The 13,483-nt window shown below is 57.7% G+C and carries 14 protein-coding genes and 1 tRNA gene; 9 read left to right on the top strand and 6 right to left on the bottom strand.

The annotated features are described in order from the left end of the window. The 3 genes from ACTH3D_RS01125 to ACTH3D_RS01115 form a co-directional block, all read right to left on the bottom strand. On the bottom strand, positions 1 to 1,193 hold a 1,193-nt coding region (locus tag ACTH3D_RS01125), incomplete at its 3' end, for a sensor histidine kinase (protein ID WP_441664380.1). Further along, the gene (locus ACTH3D_RS01120; protein WP_441664378.1) at positions 1,190 to 1,852 is read right to left on the bottom strand and encodes a response regulator transcription factor; all 663 of its coding nucleotides are present in this window, start codon (positions 1,850 to 1,852) and stop codon (positions 1,190 to 1,192) included. The genes ACTH3D_RS01120 and ACTH3D_RS01125, both read right to left, overlap by 4 nt. After that, complete coding sequence (locus ACTH3D_RS01115; RefSeq protein WP_441664376.1) at positions 1,849 to 2,466, bottom strand: IclR family transcriptional regulator; 618 nt, start codon at positions 2,464 to 2,466, stop codon at positions 1,849 to 1,851. Before ACTH3D_RS01115 ends, ACTH3D_RS01120 begins: the two co-directional genes overlap by 4 nt. Before the next feature lie 219 nt (positions 2,467 to 2,685). Here ACTH3D_RS01115 and ACTH3D_RS01110 point away from each other — a divergent pair, with 219 nt between their 5' ends. The 4 genes from ACTH3D_RS01110 (at position 2,686) to ACTH3D_RS01095 (ending at position 6,464) form a co-directional block, all read left to right on the top strand. Beyond that, positions 2,686 to 3,672 carry a Bug family tripartite tricarboxylate transporter substrate binding protein gene (locus ACTH3D_RS01110; RefSeq protein ID WP_441664374.1) on the top strand — a complete coding sequence of 329 codons (987 nt, stop codon included), beginning with the start codon at positions 2,686 to 2,688 and terminating at the stop codon, positions 3,670 to 3,672. Continuing rightward, on the top strand, positions 3,672 to 4,124 hold the full coding sequence (locus ACTH3D_RS01105; protein ID WP_441664372.1) for a tripartite tricarboxylate transporter TctB family protein: 453 nt from the start codon (positions 3,672 to 3,674) through the stop codon (positions 4,122 to 4,124). Before ACTH3D_RS01110 ends, ACTH3D_RS01105 begins: the two co-directional genes overlap by 1 nt. Next, a complete protein-coding gene (locus tag ACTH3D_RS01100) occupies positions 4,124 to 5,650 on the top strand; it encodes a tripartite tricarboxylate transporter permease (RefSeq protein WP_441664370.1) in 1,527 nt (508 codons plus the stop codon). The genes ACTH3D_RS01105 and ACTH3D_RS01100 overlap by 1 nt, the downstream gene beginning before the upstream one ends. A 178-nt stretch (positions 5,651 to 5,828) precedes the next feature. Then, positions 5,829 to 6,464 (top strand): glutathione S-transferase family protein, encoded by a 636-nt coding sequence (locus ACTH3D_RS01095; protein WP_441664368.1) that lies wholly within the window; start codon positions 5,829 to 5,831, stop codon positions 6,462 to 6,464. A 58-nt stretch (positions 6,465 to 6,522) separates the two neighbouring features. On the opposite strand, the gene ACTH3D_RS01090 is transcribed toward ACTH3D_RS01095, so the two are convergent. Together ACTH3D_RS01090 and ACTH3D_RS01085 are read right to left on the bottom strand one after the other, a co-directional pair. Further along, positions 6,523 to 6,825, bottom strand: coding sequence for a winged helix-turn-helix domain-containing protein (locus ACTH3D_RS01090; RefSeq protein WP_441664366.1), 303 nt, complete (start codon positions 6,823 to 6,825; stop codon positions 6,523 to 6,525). A gap of 270 nt (positions 6,826 to 7,095) precedes the next feature. Next, a tRNA-Leu gene (locus ACTH3D_RS01085) sits at positions 7,096 to 7,179 on the bottom strand. 461 nt (positions 7,180 to 7,640) lie between these two features. Here ACTH3D_RS01085 and ACTH3D_RS01080 point away from each other — a divergent pair. Continuing rightward, positions 7,641 to 8,150 carry a ComF family protein gene (locus ACTH3D_RS01080; protein ID WP_441664364.1) on the top strand — a complete coding sequence of 170 codons (510 nt, stop codon included), beginning with the start codon at positions 7,641 to 7,643 and terminating at the stop codon, positions 8,148 to 8,150. 93 nt (positions 8,151 to 8,243) lie between these two features. After that, positions 8,244 to 9,230: a serine/threonine protein kinase gene (locus ACTH3D_RS01075; RefSeq protein WP_441664362.1), complete on the top strand. Its 987-nt coding sequence runs from the start codon at positions 8,244 to 8,246 to the stop codon at positions 9,228 to 9,230. A 48-nt stretch (positions 9,231 to 9,278) separates the two neighbouring features. Here the strand turns inward: ACTH3D_RS01075 and ACTH3D_RS01070 are convergent, their stop codons facing one another. Further along, positions 9,279 to 9,815: a hypothetical protein gene (locus ACTH3D_RS01070; protein ID WP_441664360.1), complete on the bottom strand. Its 537-nt coding sequence runs from the start codon at positions 9,813 to 9,815 to the stop codon at positions 9,279 to 9,281. A 190-nt stretch (positions 9,816 to 10,005) separates the two neighbouring features. Between ACTH3D_RS01070 and folE the strand changes: the two genes are divergently transcribed. The 3 genes from folE (at position 10,006) to ACTH3D_RS01055 (ending at position 13,460) form a co-directional block, all read left to right on the top strand. After that, positions 10,006 to 10,557 (top strand): GTP cyclohydrolase I FolE, encoded by a 552-nt coding sequence (gene folE, locus ACTH3D_RS01065; protein WP_441664358.1) that lies wholly within the window; start codon positions 10,006 to 10,008, stop codon positions 10,555 to 10,557. A 142-nt stretch (positions 10,558 to 10,699) separates the two neighbouring features. Continuing rightward, positions 10,700 to 12,157: an NAD-dependent succinate-semialdehyde dehydrogenase gene (locus ACTH3D_RS01060; protein ID WP_441664356.1), complete on the top strand. Its 1,458-nt coding sequence runs from the start codon at positions 10,700 to 10,702 to the stop codon at positions 12,155 to 12,157. 160 nt (positions 12,158 to 12,317) lie between these two features. Further along, positions 12,318 to 13,460, top strand: coding sequence for a GNAT family N-acetyltransferase (locus ACTH3D_RS01055; RefSeq protein WP_441664354.1), 1,143 nt, complete (start codon positions 12,318 to 12,320; stop codon positions 13,458 to 13,460). Positions 13,461 to 13,483: the final 23 nt, after the last annotated feature.

The following is a 13,483-nucleotide window of genomic DNA, read 5'->3' as shown; positions in this document are numbered from 1 at the left end:
TCATCGACCACAACACTGGGTGGTTCGGCGAAGACGCGCAGGGTGATATGTTTGGCACCATGCCGCTGGGCGTTGTCGATCAGGTTGGCGAGCGCTTCTTCCAGCTGCCATTGTTCGCCAAGGATCATTGGGGGCGTGCGGTCTGTGTCTGCGCTCGGCACATCCAGCCCGAGGTCGATGCCGACACGATGGCAGGCGCCCCAGTGTCTGGTAACAGCGTCTCGGGCCAGCCCGACCAGGTCGAGTGGCTTCAAGTCTGGCCTGTACTCGGGGTTGTCCAGTCGGGTTAGCGACAGCAGTTGCATTGCCTGACGTGAGGCATGGGTACTGGTATCAAGCATGGCTTCCAGAGCAGCGCGCCATTGCTCCGGATCTTGCTGGCGAAGTGCCAGCTCGGCGCGGGCCGACAGCCCCGCGAGCGGTGTGCGCAGCTGGTGCGAGGCATCGCCAATAAAACGTTCCTGTCCAGCGCGTACTCGCCGCATCCGTTCCAGCAGTTCGTTGAGCGTCTCGCGTAATTCGGCAAGCTCTCGGGGTAGCGGAAGCGTCAGGGGTTCCAGGGTGCGCGGATCACGCTCGCGAAGGGCACGTCTTAGGCGGGTCAGCGGCGCCAGCGCCGAACGGATTGCCACAAGCAGAATGCTCACCGACAGCGCTGCCATGCCAAGAATATAGCTGAGGCTTCGCCGGAAAAGTTGGCCTGCCAGTTGCTGGCGGCCTTCTCGGGTATGCGCCATGCGCACCTCGAAACCGGCGGGTGTTCGCCACACGTCGATCCGGGCGTAGCGGGTGCCTAATCTCAGCGACAGGTCTCCGTGGAGAATGTCATCTACCGTGAAAATATCATCGCTCAGGTCTTTGCTGGTGTGGTCAGTGGTTAATGCGGGCAGTGTAAGGTTGCCAGTGACGAAGTGGCCATCGGCATCATGCAGTGAGTAGAAAACGCGCTCCTCGGCATCGCTGGTCAGCATTTCCAACGCAGCGGGCGGGAGATCCAGCCACAGGCGTTCATCCTGCCATTGCACCTGCTCTGCAATTGCCAGGGTAGCGGCCTCCAGTAGCCGGTCATAGGCGCGGTCGGCCGTATGGCGAGCATCCAGCCAAGCCTGCTGGATCATAATGCCGCCAAGCCCCAGCAGCGGTAACAGCAGCCAGCCAAGCAACCGCGCATACAGGCTGTTGGTGTGAATCACTCGGGCTCCAGCACATAGCCAAGGCCGCGCACAGTGCGCAGAGCGACGTTGCTGTTGGCCAGCTGTTTGCGCAGCCGGTGTACGTAGACCTCGATGGCGTTGTTTCCCATGGTGTCGCCCTGAAAGGCCTGTTCGGCCAGCTGGGTCTTGTCGATGGGCTGGCCGGCATAACGCATCAGAAAGACCAGCAGTCGCTGTTCGCGGGGTGGCAGCCCCAGCGGCTCGCCATTCAGGCTTAGCTGTTGGCTCAGGGCGTCCAAGCACAGGTCGCCAACCTCTAGGGTGCGCTGGGGCACACCTCGCCGCAGCAGGGCGCGTACTCGCGCTTCCAGCTCATCCAGTGAAAAGGGTTTGGCCAGGTAGTCGTCGGCGCCCAGGTCCAGGCCTTTCACCCTGTCTTCGATGGCGCCGCGAGCAGTGAGTATCAGCACCGGAGTGTCGCGGTCGTGGCGACGCAGTTCCGCCAGCACTTCCAAACCTGAGCAACCGGGCAGGTTGAGGTCGAGTAGCACCAGGTTGATGGCATGGTCTGGTTGCGTCAGTTGGTTTCGGGCACGGACGCCATCGGCCAGGTGCAGTACGCTGTGACCGGCTTGCTCCAGGGTGTGTTTGAGTGTCTCCGCCAGCAGGCGGTCGTCTTCAACGAGCATCACCGTCATGAATTCAGCCCGGGCAGTGGGGTGGTGTTCTCCAGAGTCTGTCTTGCATTCTGTAGTGCCTGGCGAGCCTCAGTGCTGTTCAGGCGTCCGGCCGGGCCAGATAACGATAGCCACTGCCGGGAGTCGTTGGCAACGGTGGGGAGCTCCAGGTATTCCATGAAGCCGCCGGCTAGCTGGGGGCAAGGGTTGTTACCATGAGCGGCCCAGCGGTCGCCTGGCTGGAGCTCATGGCGCAGGGCCGCACCGGGCAGGGCGCTAAGACGACAGTACACATCGGTTCCTTGCGGAACAACCTGTTGAAGAAGTAGCGCAGCAGTTTCGCCGGTAGTTTCGGCCAGCTGGTTAAGCAGCGGTTGTATAAGCGCGGCTAGCTGTTGCGATGGGTTGTGTCGCTGAGCGAGTTGCACCGGGCGCATGCCCAGTCGCCACTGGCCATCATTGCCGCGCCGCACGTAGTCAAAGCGCTCAAGTGAGCCCAGCAGCCTGAGCAGGGTGCTTTTATAAAAGCCGGTGGCATGGGCCAGTTCAGACAGACTGAGGGACTCGTGCTCTGCGTTGAAGGCTTCCATGATGGTCAGCGCGCGCTCAACAGCTTCCACTCTATCCTGTGCCATAGGACGTCCTTTTGATGAGCGTTGTTGGAAGGTGCGCACTACCACTTTGGTCGTAACTTGAGCGGTGGATATTGACCCAGCGGTGGCAGGCGGCTAGCTTTCTATCCTAGAGAATCTTGTTCTGCCTTACAGAACTGTAAGAAAGCACTGTAAGCGAGGTCTCGACGTTCTACAAGTGAGTTTTTGCTCTATCTGCTCCATTGCCTGAGGAATACAACAATGTCGTTATCTACACCTGTCAAGTTGATAGCCATCGCCACTTTTTCCCTTGGCGCAAGCTCTGCGCTGGCGTTTGAACCGAAAGGCAAGGTGGAGTGCCTGGCACCTGCCGACCCAGGTGGCGGCTGGGACTTTACCTGCCGCAGCGTGGGTAACGTACTGGAAACACTGGATCTGGTGCCGGCTAGCGTTCAGACCGTTAATATGGCCGGTGCCGGCGGCGGTGTGGCGTTCGCCCACACAGTGAGCAAGCGTGCCGGCGATGACCAGTTGCTGGTCGCTGCATCAACGGCCACAACGACGCGTCTGGCCCAAGGGCAGTTCCCAGGCATGGACGCCGACATGGTCAACTGGGTAGGTGCGCTGGGTGCCGACTACGGGGTGATCGCAGTTGCCAGCGACTCTGAGTATCAGGACCTTCCCTCGTTGATGGAAGCGCTGAAGAATGACCCGCGCAGTGTCAAGTTTGCCGGTGGTAGTGCAAAAGGCGGCTGGGATCACCTCAAAGTGTTGATCGCTGCCCAGGAAGCCGGTGTCGAGAACCTCCCGCGCATTGCTTATCTGTCGTATAACAACGGCGGCGAGGCCATGACCCAGGTGGTGGGTGGCCATGTCGACGCTTTCACTGGCGATATCACCGAAGCTCAGGGCTTCATGGATTCCGGTGATTTGCGTGTGCTGGCAGTGCTGTCTGAAGAGCGCCTGCCGGGTGAGTTCAGCGATATTCCCACGGCGCGCGAGCAGGGTATTGATGCTATCGGCCCCAACTGGCGTGGTTTCTATATGCCGGCGGATATTTCCGACGATGCCCGCGATTACTGGGTGGGTGCCATGGACACTATCTATGAAAGTGACGAGTGGAAGGAGGTCATGTCCAGTAACGGTCTGATGCCGTTCCACATGACCGCTGGGGAATTCCAGGACTTCGTAAACCAGCAGATTGTTGACATCGAAACCCTTTCCAAAGATATCGGGCTGATTAAGTAATGAGGCTGAACGACCGCATCCTGGGAGTGCTGTTGCTTGCTCTGGCCGTAGCTTATGGCTGGGGCGCAACCCAGTTCCCTGAACCCTTCGGTGGGGCCGAGTCTGTCGGCCCCGACACCTTTCCCAAGCTGCTGGCCGTGGTGCTGGGGATTTCAAGCCTGTATCTGATGCTGCGTCCGGACCCGGACAACGCTTGGCCTTGGAATCGTACCGGCGTTGAGCTAGTGGTTGCCGTGGTGGTGCTGGTGTTATATGCCAGCCTGCTTCAACCGCTCGGGTTCATTGTCAGCACAACACTGGCCGTTGGCACGCTGTGCTGGCGCATGGGTGCCACGCCGATTAAGGCCTATGTCACCGGAGCAGTTTCCGGGGTGGCCGTGTTCGTGATATTCAACTTCGTCCTGGGGCTTGCGCTGCCGTTGGGTCTGCTGTCCTTCCTGGAGGTAAGCTGATGGAGACTTTGGGTTATCTGGTTGATGGTTTTGGTGTGGCTCTAGCGCCACACAACCTGATGTTTGCCCTGCTGGGCGCCGTGCTTGGCACCCTGATTGGTGCCTTGCCGGGCCTGGGTCCAGCCAATGGTGTGGCAATCCTGATTCCGCTGGCCTTCAGTTTGGGGCTTGCTCCCGATACGGCCATGATCATGCTGACCTCAGTGTATGCCGGTGCCATGTATGGCGGGCGTATCTCGTCGATTCTGCTCAACATACCCGGCGATGAGCCGGCCATGATGACCTGTCTCGACGGTTACCCCATGGCGCAGCAGGGCAAGGCCGCCGAAGCGCTGGCAATCTCTGCCGTGGCGTCGTTTGTGGGTAGCCTGATAGCAACAATCGGTCTGATCCTGCTGGCTCCAGTGCTTGCCAATTTTGCACTGACGTTTGGTCCGGCGGAATACTTCGCTCTGTTCATGCTGGCCTTTGCGACCTTGGGTGGTATTACCGGGAAGAACCCGATGAAGACCGTGCTGGCAGCTTGTATCGGGCTGATGATAGCGACGGTCGGCATCGACAATACTGGCGTACAGCGCTACACCTTCGGGGTACTGGAGCTGTTTGAAGGTGTTGATTTCATCATCGCCATCGTCGGCCTGTTTGCGATTTCTGAGCTGCTGTTTTTCATCGAGGACCGTGCCGGTGGTGGCAAGGAGACGATCTCAGTCAGCAAGCTCAAGCTGAGCTGGAAAGATATCCGCCATATTATGCCGTCAAGTTTTCGTGGTGGTGTGCTGGGCTTTATCGCTGGGGTGTTGCCGGGTGCCGGCGCATCATTGGGCAGCTTTATTGCTTATACCCTTGAGAAAAAGGTGGTGGGTAGCAAAGGCGACTTTGGTAAGGGTGATCCGCGTGGCGTGGCAGCTCCTGAGGCGGGTAATAATGGTGCGTCGAGCGGTGCCCTAGTGCCAATGCTGACGTTGGGTGTGCCAGGTAGCGGAACCACGGCGGTGTTGCTGGCGCTGTTGATTTCGCTGAATATCACGCCTGGCCCGCTGATGTTTACCCAGAATGCCGATATCGTGTGGGGTGTGATTGCGGCCTTGCTGATCGGTAACTTTTTGTTGCTGATACTGAATATTCCGCTGGTGGGCGTCTTCGTCAAGTTGCTGTCGGTGCCACCGATGTATCTGCTGCCGATCGTCACCATGGTGGCTTTTGTGGGTATCTATTCGATCAGCAATACTACCTTCGATCTGTATTTCATGGTGGCCTTCGGAGTGCTTGGCTACGTGCTGCGCAAGCTGGAGATTCCGCTGGTGCCGGTGATTCTCGGGTTGCTGCTTGGCCCTGAGATGGAGAAGAATCTGCGCCATGCGCTGGATATTTCCGACGGCGATTGGATGGTGCTGTGGAATAGCGGTCTGGCCATTGGATTGTGGGTGTTTGCCGCGGTTGGCCTGATCCTGCCGACTATCGTCGGGCCTGTGTTGCGTCGCCGTATGCGGGGCATTGAGCGGGAAGATACTGCCATCGGTGACTGATCTTGCACACCGTGCTGTGAATGGCATCATGAGCCAGATTTGTGATGCTGGGTTGTCAAAAAAGCGCCGCATCGGATGTGGCGCTTTTTCTATGCTTAGTCTGCTACATTAATGGCTGGGTTATTCAGCTGCTAGCGTGCTCGGTAATCTGTTGCCGGATATCATCAGGAGATAAGTAATGATCAGTGTCTATACCTATGCGGGTTCCCGTTCGCTGCGGGTGGTCTGGGCCTTGGAGGAACTGGGGCTGGATTATCAGTGCCATGCGCTGCGCTTGGACAAAGGCGAAGGGCAGACCCCAGAGCATCTGGCGCGTCATCCGGACGGCAAGGTGCCGGTGTTGGTTGATGGTGATGTGACGGTGTTTGAATCGGGGGCGATCTGTCGCTACCTTGTGGCAAAGTACGGTAAGGATGGCCAGTTGATGCCCAGCGACCCGGAAGGGCAAGCTCAGCTCGACCAGTGGCTGTTTTTCGTGCTGACAGAGCTGGAGCAGCCGCTTTGGACTCAGGCCAAGCATGCCTTTGCGTTACCAGACGAGCAGAAGGTGGCATCAGTGATTCCGACCGCAGCCTGGGAGTACAAGCGTGCGCTGGGAGCGCTTGAAAGACGCTTTGATGGCACAGGATGGCTAGTTGGCGATGCGTTCAGCTTGGCCGATATTTTCTTGGTGCAGACGCTGGGCTGGGCTGAAAAAGCCAGGCATCCGGTGCCTGAGCAATTCAAGGACTATTTGGCGCGTTGCACGGCACGCCCGGCTTGGGCGCGTGCGATTGCCAGAGAAGAAGAAGCGGCTGCCGAAGTCGCTTCCTGACTTCTGACGCAGACCAAGCCCGCAAAGTTTGAGTCTGTACAGGCTGAACCCAAGCAGATTACGTCAGCGGAGGATAGTCGAGCGCTTTGCATAGGCGTTCGGCATGCTGGTCTAGCCAGTCAGGATCGAATGGTCCCCAGTCGCGGATAACATACTGACCAATATTGTGTGGTTTGCCTGGCGTTGGCTCGAAACTGCAGTCGATATCCAGCTCGGTCAGTGCGGCCAGAGTATCCTGGGCGGTTCGCCTAGGCATTCCGGTCGCCTCAATAATGGCAGGTAAGCTGTCAACATCTTTGGCTACTAGATAAGCCACATACAGGCGTCGGTAAAAGCTGCTTTGCGTTTTGCTGATCGTCATATGGGCGCCTCATAGTTATCCCACAGATCAATCCGTCAGCCCGGTAGCGAGACGATAGTGCTGCGTCGGGCGTGCCAAACTGTTCGGTCTGAACCTAGAGTAATGATATTACCCAGCATTGGCAGGTACTGATACTGGGTAAGCTCATTTCCACGCAAATGAGGCGCATGCGCAGGCGTCACACCTCAAATGTATTAACGGCGGATATTGAGCTAGTGCTGGAGTTGAATCTGAAGGGCAGGGTAAGACTGGGGGGGGTACTACTAAAAATGGTGCGGATGGGGAGACTCGAACTCCCACGCGCTAGGCACCAGAACCTAAATCTGGCGTGTCTACCAATTCCACCACATCCGCAAGCGCTTGCATTATACATGTAGGATCCGAGAGGTCAATTCCGGGCAGAGATACATGTCGTGAAATCTGACGTGGCAGGCACCCCAACAGGGGGCTAGTTTGTGGGAAGAGGCCATGAGCTCAGACCGAGCTTTGGCTGGTCACCCAGGGATTAGACTATGTTGCGTCAACGGTTGTTTCAGCGTCTGGCTACGATGATGGAGCCTTCCGTCGGAACAGCGGCGACACAAGCGAGCAGGATGGACCAGTGGTGGTCGCGTTGCTTGCCTGGGCCGTGCTGTTTTTGTCTGGCTTCCAGTGAGTCGCTTTATTCATGGTGTGGGCGCTGTTTTGAGGACTTGCCATGGAATCTTCCAGCGTGCTGGAGTTGTGCCGAGCCGCTGTTTCTTGCCCATTGTCATAGAGCGGGCGGCTACTGCCGACGTTGCCTTGAGGCGCCAGCGGCATTTCAGGTTGCCCGTGTGCCGTTTCGGTATGAGGCCGAGATAGCGACCCTTATCCAGCATTTCAAATTTGATGCTTCCCCACGAGCGGGTAGCCTGCTGGTTGAGCTGATGCTGGCCGGAATGCGCTGGGATGGGAGCCAGCCGCCAGATGCCCTGATTGCGGTTCCACTGCATCCGAAGCGGGCCAGGCAGCGTGGTTTTGACCAAGGCAGTTGGATTGCCCGGCGCCTCGCATCCCGGTTGGGCATACCGCTGCTTACCGCCGCCAGAGCGCGCGATACACCGACGCAGCGCGCACTCGACCGCCAGCATCGATACGAGAACTTGACGGGTGCCTTTGCTGTGGCCGGGCAGTTGCCGAATAAGGTTGCGCTCGTCGACGATGTGATGACTACCGGTGCTACCCTGGCGGCACTGGCTCATGCTTGTCGTGCGGCAGGGGCTCGGCACGTTGAGGCCTGGGCGCTGGCCAGAACACCGCTGTTTGATACCTGCTTTGATGCCCAGTATTTGTCAGCTCGCTGATGTGGCCAGGCAGGCACGGCCGCCTGGTATCATGCAGTGTGATCCTGAACCCAGGATCAATAACGGCATGTCGGCCCGTGCTCAGGAGTCATCATGAACGCACTTTCTCACCCATTTTCGATGCTGGATCCGTCACGCGTTGTGGCGGCCGTCGAATCACTGGGCTTCTATCTGCCCGGTGAGCCTTTTGCGCTGAACAGCTATGAAAATCGCGTCTATCTAGTGAGTGACGACGAGCGGCGGCGCTGGGTAGCCAAGTTCTATCGTCCCGGTCGTTGGACTGACAAAACCATTCAGGAAGAGCATGATTTCCTGCAGGAACTGGACGCGGCAGGTGTCGCGGTTGCTGCACCATGGCGTAACGCTATGGGCCAAACTCTGCACCACCATGAAGACTACCGTTTTGCGCTGTTTCCCAACCTGCCCGGGCAGGCCCCGGAGCTTGAAAACCCTGAGCACCTGTTTGCGCTAGGCGATGTGATTGGCGCTGCGCACCAGGTCGGGAAGCAGGGTGCTTTTTCTCTCCGGCGCCGATTGATGCTGGATGAAATGGCGCGTGAAGCCAGTGATGCAGTGCTGGCCAGCGGCTGGTTGAATGCACGTCAGCAAAAATCCTATCAACGCATTACCGATAAGCTGCATGAGCAGCTGGGCGCTGTTGACATGCAGGGTGTGGAGTACCTGCGTGCCCACGGCGACTGCCATATTGGCAACATGCTGGGGCGGGACGATCATTTTGCGCTGGTAGACTTCGATGATTGCCTGATGGCACCTGCAGTGCAGGATCTGTGGATGCTGTTGACTGCACAGCATGAGGCAGACTGGCGGATGCAGCTTTCGGAGGTCATGGAAGGCTATGAGCAGCACTCTGACTTCGATCGCCGCGAGCTGCAGCTGATTGAGCCGCTGCGCACCTTGAGGCTAATGCGCTACAGCGCCTGGCTTCTGGCAAGACGTGATGATCCGGCCTTTCCTGTGGCGTTTCCGTGGCTTAATGATGAGGGCTATCGCGACGCGCACCTGAGGGAGCTTGAACAGCAGCGCCAGGCGATGCAGCAAAAACCCCGCTGGCTCGCCTGAGCCGCGGGGTCTTATAGCGTAGGTTTTAAAGGCGCGGGGTCAACAGGATCACTGCTTCTCGCTACTGTCAGCTTCCTGGCCGTGCTGGCGGCGCATGGCGTTGATTTCCGCGCTTGGGTTGGCCTGCTGCTCTATGTTGATGGCGTCGCTGAATGTCAGCTTGAAACTGTCGGTAGAAGTCAGCGAGCAGCTATTGTCCTGGCATACCGCCAGACCGAAGTTGTCATCGGCACCATAGGCAGCCGCACTCAGCTCACCACTGAAAATGGCGCTGTCAGCACCCTCGGCCTTGATGCAGGTCATCTGCCTGGCAGTGATAGTCAGGCGATTATCATTCAAGTGTGCATCACCTGTCAGTACGCAATAGTTGGGCAGGTTGTGACTACCGATGCCCTCGCTGACCGGATGCATGATGATATTGCTGGCTTCAGGTTGTGCATCACTGATTTCCAGTGGTGAAATCAGTGCCATTTCGACGCTGGCACCAGCGGGTAACGAAAGGACTTCAGGCTTGGCCTGGGCAAACCCCAGTCCAGGAACTGTCAGCAGCAGAGCCAACAGTGTGAGGCGTGATGGATTGGTCATGTAAGCTCTCGGTGACGTAGCACATTGTCAATGTTCCCGTACCTTAGCATAGGGTTAGCACGCTCGCAGTAGTCCTTGGCATCTCGCGACAATCTGCCACTCACTGGTGTAAACGAGAACTGCACATGGCCACAGCTTGGGCTAGAATCGTTGCCTTCCCGACCCAACCGACTGAACTCGAGGCCCGACCATGAGCGAACAACTTGCCGACCATTACCGCCAGATCATCAAAGGGTTGGGTGAAGATCCAGAGCGTGAAGGTTTGCGCGATACACCGCAGCGTGCCGCCAAGGCAATGCAGTTTCTCAACCGCGGTTATGGTCAGACGTTGGAAGAAATTGTAAATGGTGCAGTGTTCGAGTCTGACACCGATGAAATGGTGCTGGTGAAGGATATCGAGCTGTATTCCATGTGTGAGCATCACCTGCTGCCATTCATCGGTAAGTGCCATATTGCGTATCTACCGAGTGGCAAGGTGCTGGGACTGTCCAAGTTCGCACGTATTGTCGACATGTATGCCCGCCGCATGCAGATCCAGGAGGGACTGACTCGCCAGATTGCCGAGGCGGTGTTGCAAACCACACAGGCGCGAGGCGTTGGGGTCGTGATTGAAGCTCGCCATCTGTGCATGATGATGCGCGGTGTTGAAAAGCAGAACTCCAGTATGAGTACGTCTGTGATGTTGGGCACATTCCGCGAGAAAATGAGCACCCGCCAGGAGTTTCTGACCCTGATTCGCTGAGAAGGCCAGCAAGTGGGCTTGATACTGCGTGCTCTATACTGTTTCCATATAAACAATTTCCCTACAACAGGTGGCATAAAGCAGGTGTCATCAAGCTGCTTTATAAAACAACGTACTGAGCCATCCATTTCAGGAGTGCATCATGGAAGCGCTGAAGGAAACCCAGCTATATTGCCCATTTGCCTATATTGATGGCAGTTGGGTCGCCGCAGATAGCGGTGAGCAGATCGATGTCGTCAACCCCGCCGACGGCGAAATTATGGGCAATGTGCCTCGACTGGGGCGTGCGGAAACAGAGCGTGCTATTGCTTCTGCAGAAGCGGCGCTGCCAGCCTGGAAGGCAATGACTGCCCTTGAGCGCGCCGATATTCTGATGCGTTGGTATGACCTGATGATCAAGCACCAGGACGATCTTGCCTTGATTATGACCCACGAGCAGGGCAAACCGCTCAAGGAAGCGGCAGGAGAGATTGCCTATGCCGCGAGCTTCCTTCGCTGGTTTGCCGAGGAAGGGCGGCGTGCCTATGGCCAGACGATTCCTGCTGGCAGCGCTAACCAGCGGATCGTGGTGACCAAACAGCCGGTGGGTGTGGTGGGCGCCATTACACCCTGGAACTTCCCTTCCGCCATGATTACTCGTAAAGCCGGTGCCGCGCTTGCAGCCGGCTGCACTATTGTGATTAAACCGGCTAGTCAGACACCATTCTCTGCCACTGCCCTGGCCCTGCTTGCCGAGTGGGCGGGTGTGCCACGCGGCGTGTTCAACGTGGTTCCCGGCCGCGCTTCGGAAATTGCTGCGGCGCTGACCGAGTCTCCGGTGGTGCGCAAAATTACCTTTACCGGCTCCACCGAAGTCGGGCGGCAGTTGATGTCGCAAGCGTCTCAGCATATCCAGAAAATTTCCCTGGAGCTTGGTGGCAACGCACCCTTTATCGTGTTTGAGGATGCCGACCTGGACGCGGCAGTGGATGGTGCCATTGCGGCCAAGTTCCGCAATGCCGGCCAGACTTGCGTGTGCACCAACCGTTTTCTAGTGCACTCCAGCGTGGTCAATGCCTTCTGTGAAAAGCTGGCGGTAGCAATGCACAGCGAACTCAAGGTGGGCGATGGCACTGCTGAAGGCGTGAATATTGGTCCGCTGATTGACGAAAAGGCGGTGGCCAAGGTATCCGAGCATGTGCAGGATGCGGTAGACCATGGCGGCGAGCTGCTGCTGGGCGGGCATCCGCACCCGCTGGGCGGCAACTTCTTTACTCCGACACTGATCAGCCATGCATCTGCTGATATGAAGCTGGCTCAAGAGGAAACCTTCGGTCCGCTGGCGGCGGTTTTCCCGTTTGATGATGAAGAAGACGCAGTAGCGATGGCCAACGACACCCAGTATGGTCTGGCATCTTACTTTTACACTAAAGACATGGGGCGCGTCTGGCGCATTGCCGACGCTCTGGAGTACGGCATGGTGGGTATCAATACCGGCCTGATCTCCAATGCTGCGGCGCCTTTTGGTGGCGTCAAGGCATCTGGCCTGGGGCGTGAAGGCGGCCACGCGGGCATCGAAGAGTACCTCGAAACCAAGTACTTGTGTATGGATCTGGGTTGATAGTCCAGGGCGCCTAAAGCTGGAGTGCCTGAATAGCCGCTTTGCGGCTCGCAGCTGCAGCAGAAACCGTCGGAAATCCGGCGGTTTTTTAGTGGAGCGCAGCGCATATGAGGCGCAGCGCCACGGTGGTGTTGCTAAGAGATGACCAGGGAGCGTGTTCATGTACAAGGTGTTAGAAATCTCCTCCATGGAGCAGGTTCCTTTGGCAGCCTGGAACGCCTTGTCAGGAGAAGACTATCCGTTTACGCGCCATGAGTTCCTGCATGCGCTGGAGTCTAGTGGCGCCGTCAGCGAACAGACAGGCTGGGCCCCACGTCATCTGGTGATCTATCAGGGCGATCGCCTGGTAGGTGCCATGCCGATGTATTACAAAGCCCACTCCATGGGGGAGTACGTCTTTGACTGGTCCTGGGCTGATGCTTGGCAACGCGCTGGTGGGCATTATTACCCCAAGGCCTTGACGGCAATTCCATTTACACCTGCTCCGGGGCCACGCTTGCTGCTGGGAAGCAGTGTTGACCCGGTGCTGGCCAGGAAGATGCTGTTACAGGCATTGAGTGACACTGAACTGGGTGAAAAAGGACTTTCCGGATGGCATCTGTTGTATGCCAGTGCCGATGAGACAGAAGCTTGGCAGGCTGCCAGCTCCGCCCTTGTTCCACGTCAGGGTGTGCAGTTTCAGTGGCATAACTATGACTATGCGGACTTCACAGACTTTCTGGCCGCGCTGACTTCAAGACGGCGCAAGGCGATTCGTCGTGAGCGTCGGCGGGTGGCTGAACAGGGCATTGAGTTGCGCCGTCTTGAAGGCAGTGCCATCACACAGCAGGACCTGGCCCACTTTTACCGCTGTTATCAGCTGACCTACCTTGAGCGTGGTCAGGTAGGGTATCTGAACTTTGGTTTCTTCCAGCGTCTGCTTGATGCCATGCCGGAAAGCCTGTTGCTGGTGCAAGCACTGGAGGGCGGCCGACCCGTAGCGGCTGCTCTGTCTCTTCAGGGAAAACACACCCTGTTTGGGCGTTACTGGGGCTGTGAGGTGGAGTGTGATGGGCTACATTTTGAAGCCTGTTACTACCAGGGAATAGAACATTGCCTAGCACGCGGGCTGAGTTGCTTCGATCCGGGAACCCAGGGAGAGCATAAGCTGAATCGTGGATTTCTGCCCCAGCGCCTTACCTCACTGTACTTGATGGCTGACCCACGCCTGCATGAGGGCGTTGAGCGCTTCTGTAGAGAAGAGTCACTGGCTGTTGAGCGTTATTATCAGGCTGCCATGCAGGCGTCACCGTTTCGCGGGTGAGTCCAGCAAGACAGCCTGAGCCT

Origin of the sequence: Halomonas sp. (assembly GCF_052095765.1) — a bacterium.
In the GTDB taxonomy this organism is placed as follows: Bacteria; Pseudomonadota; Gammaproteobacteria; order Pseudomonadales; family Halomonadaceae; genus Halomonas.
The sequence above is the reverse complement of the archived record's forward strand: the minus strand, read 5'-3'. Positions and strand labels throughout refer to the sequence as shown.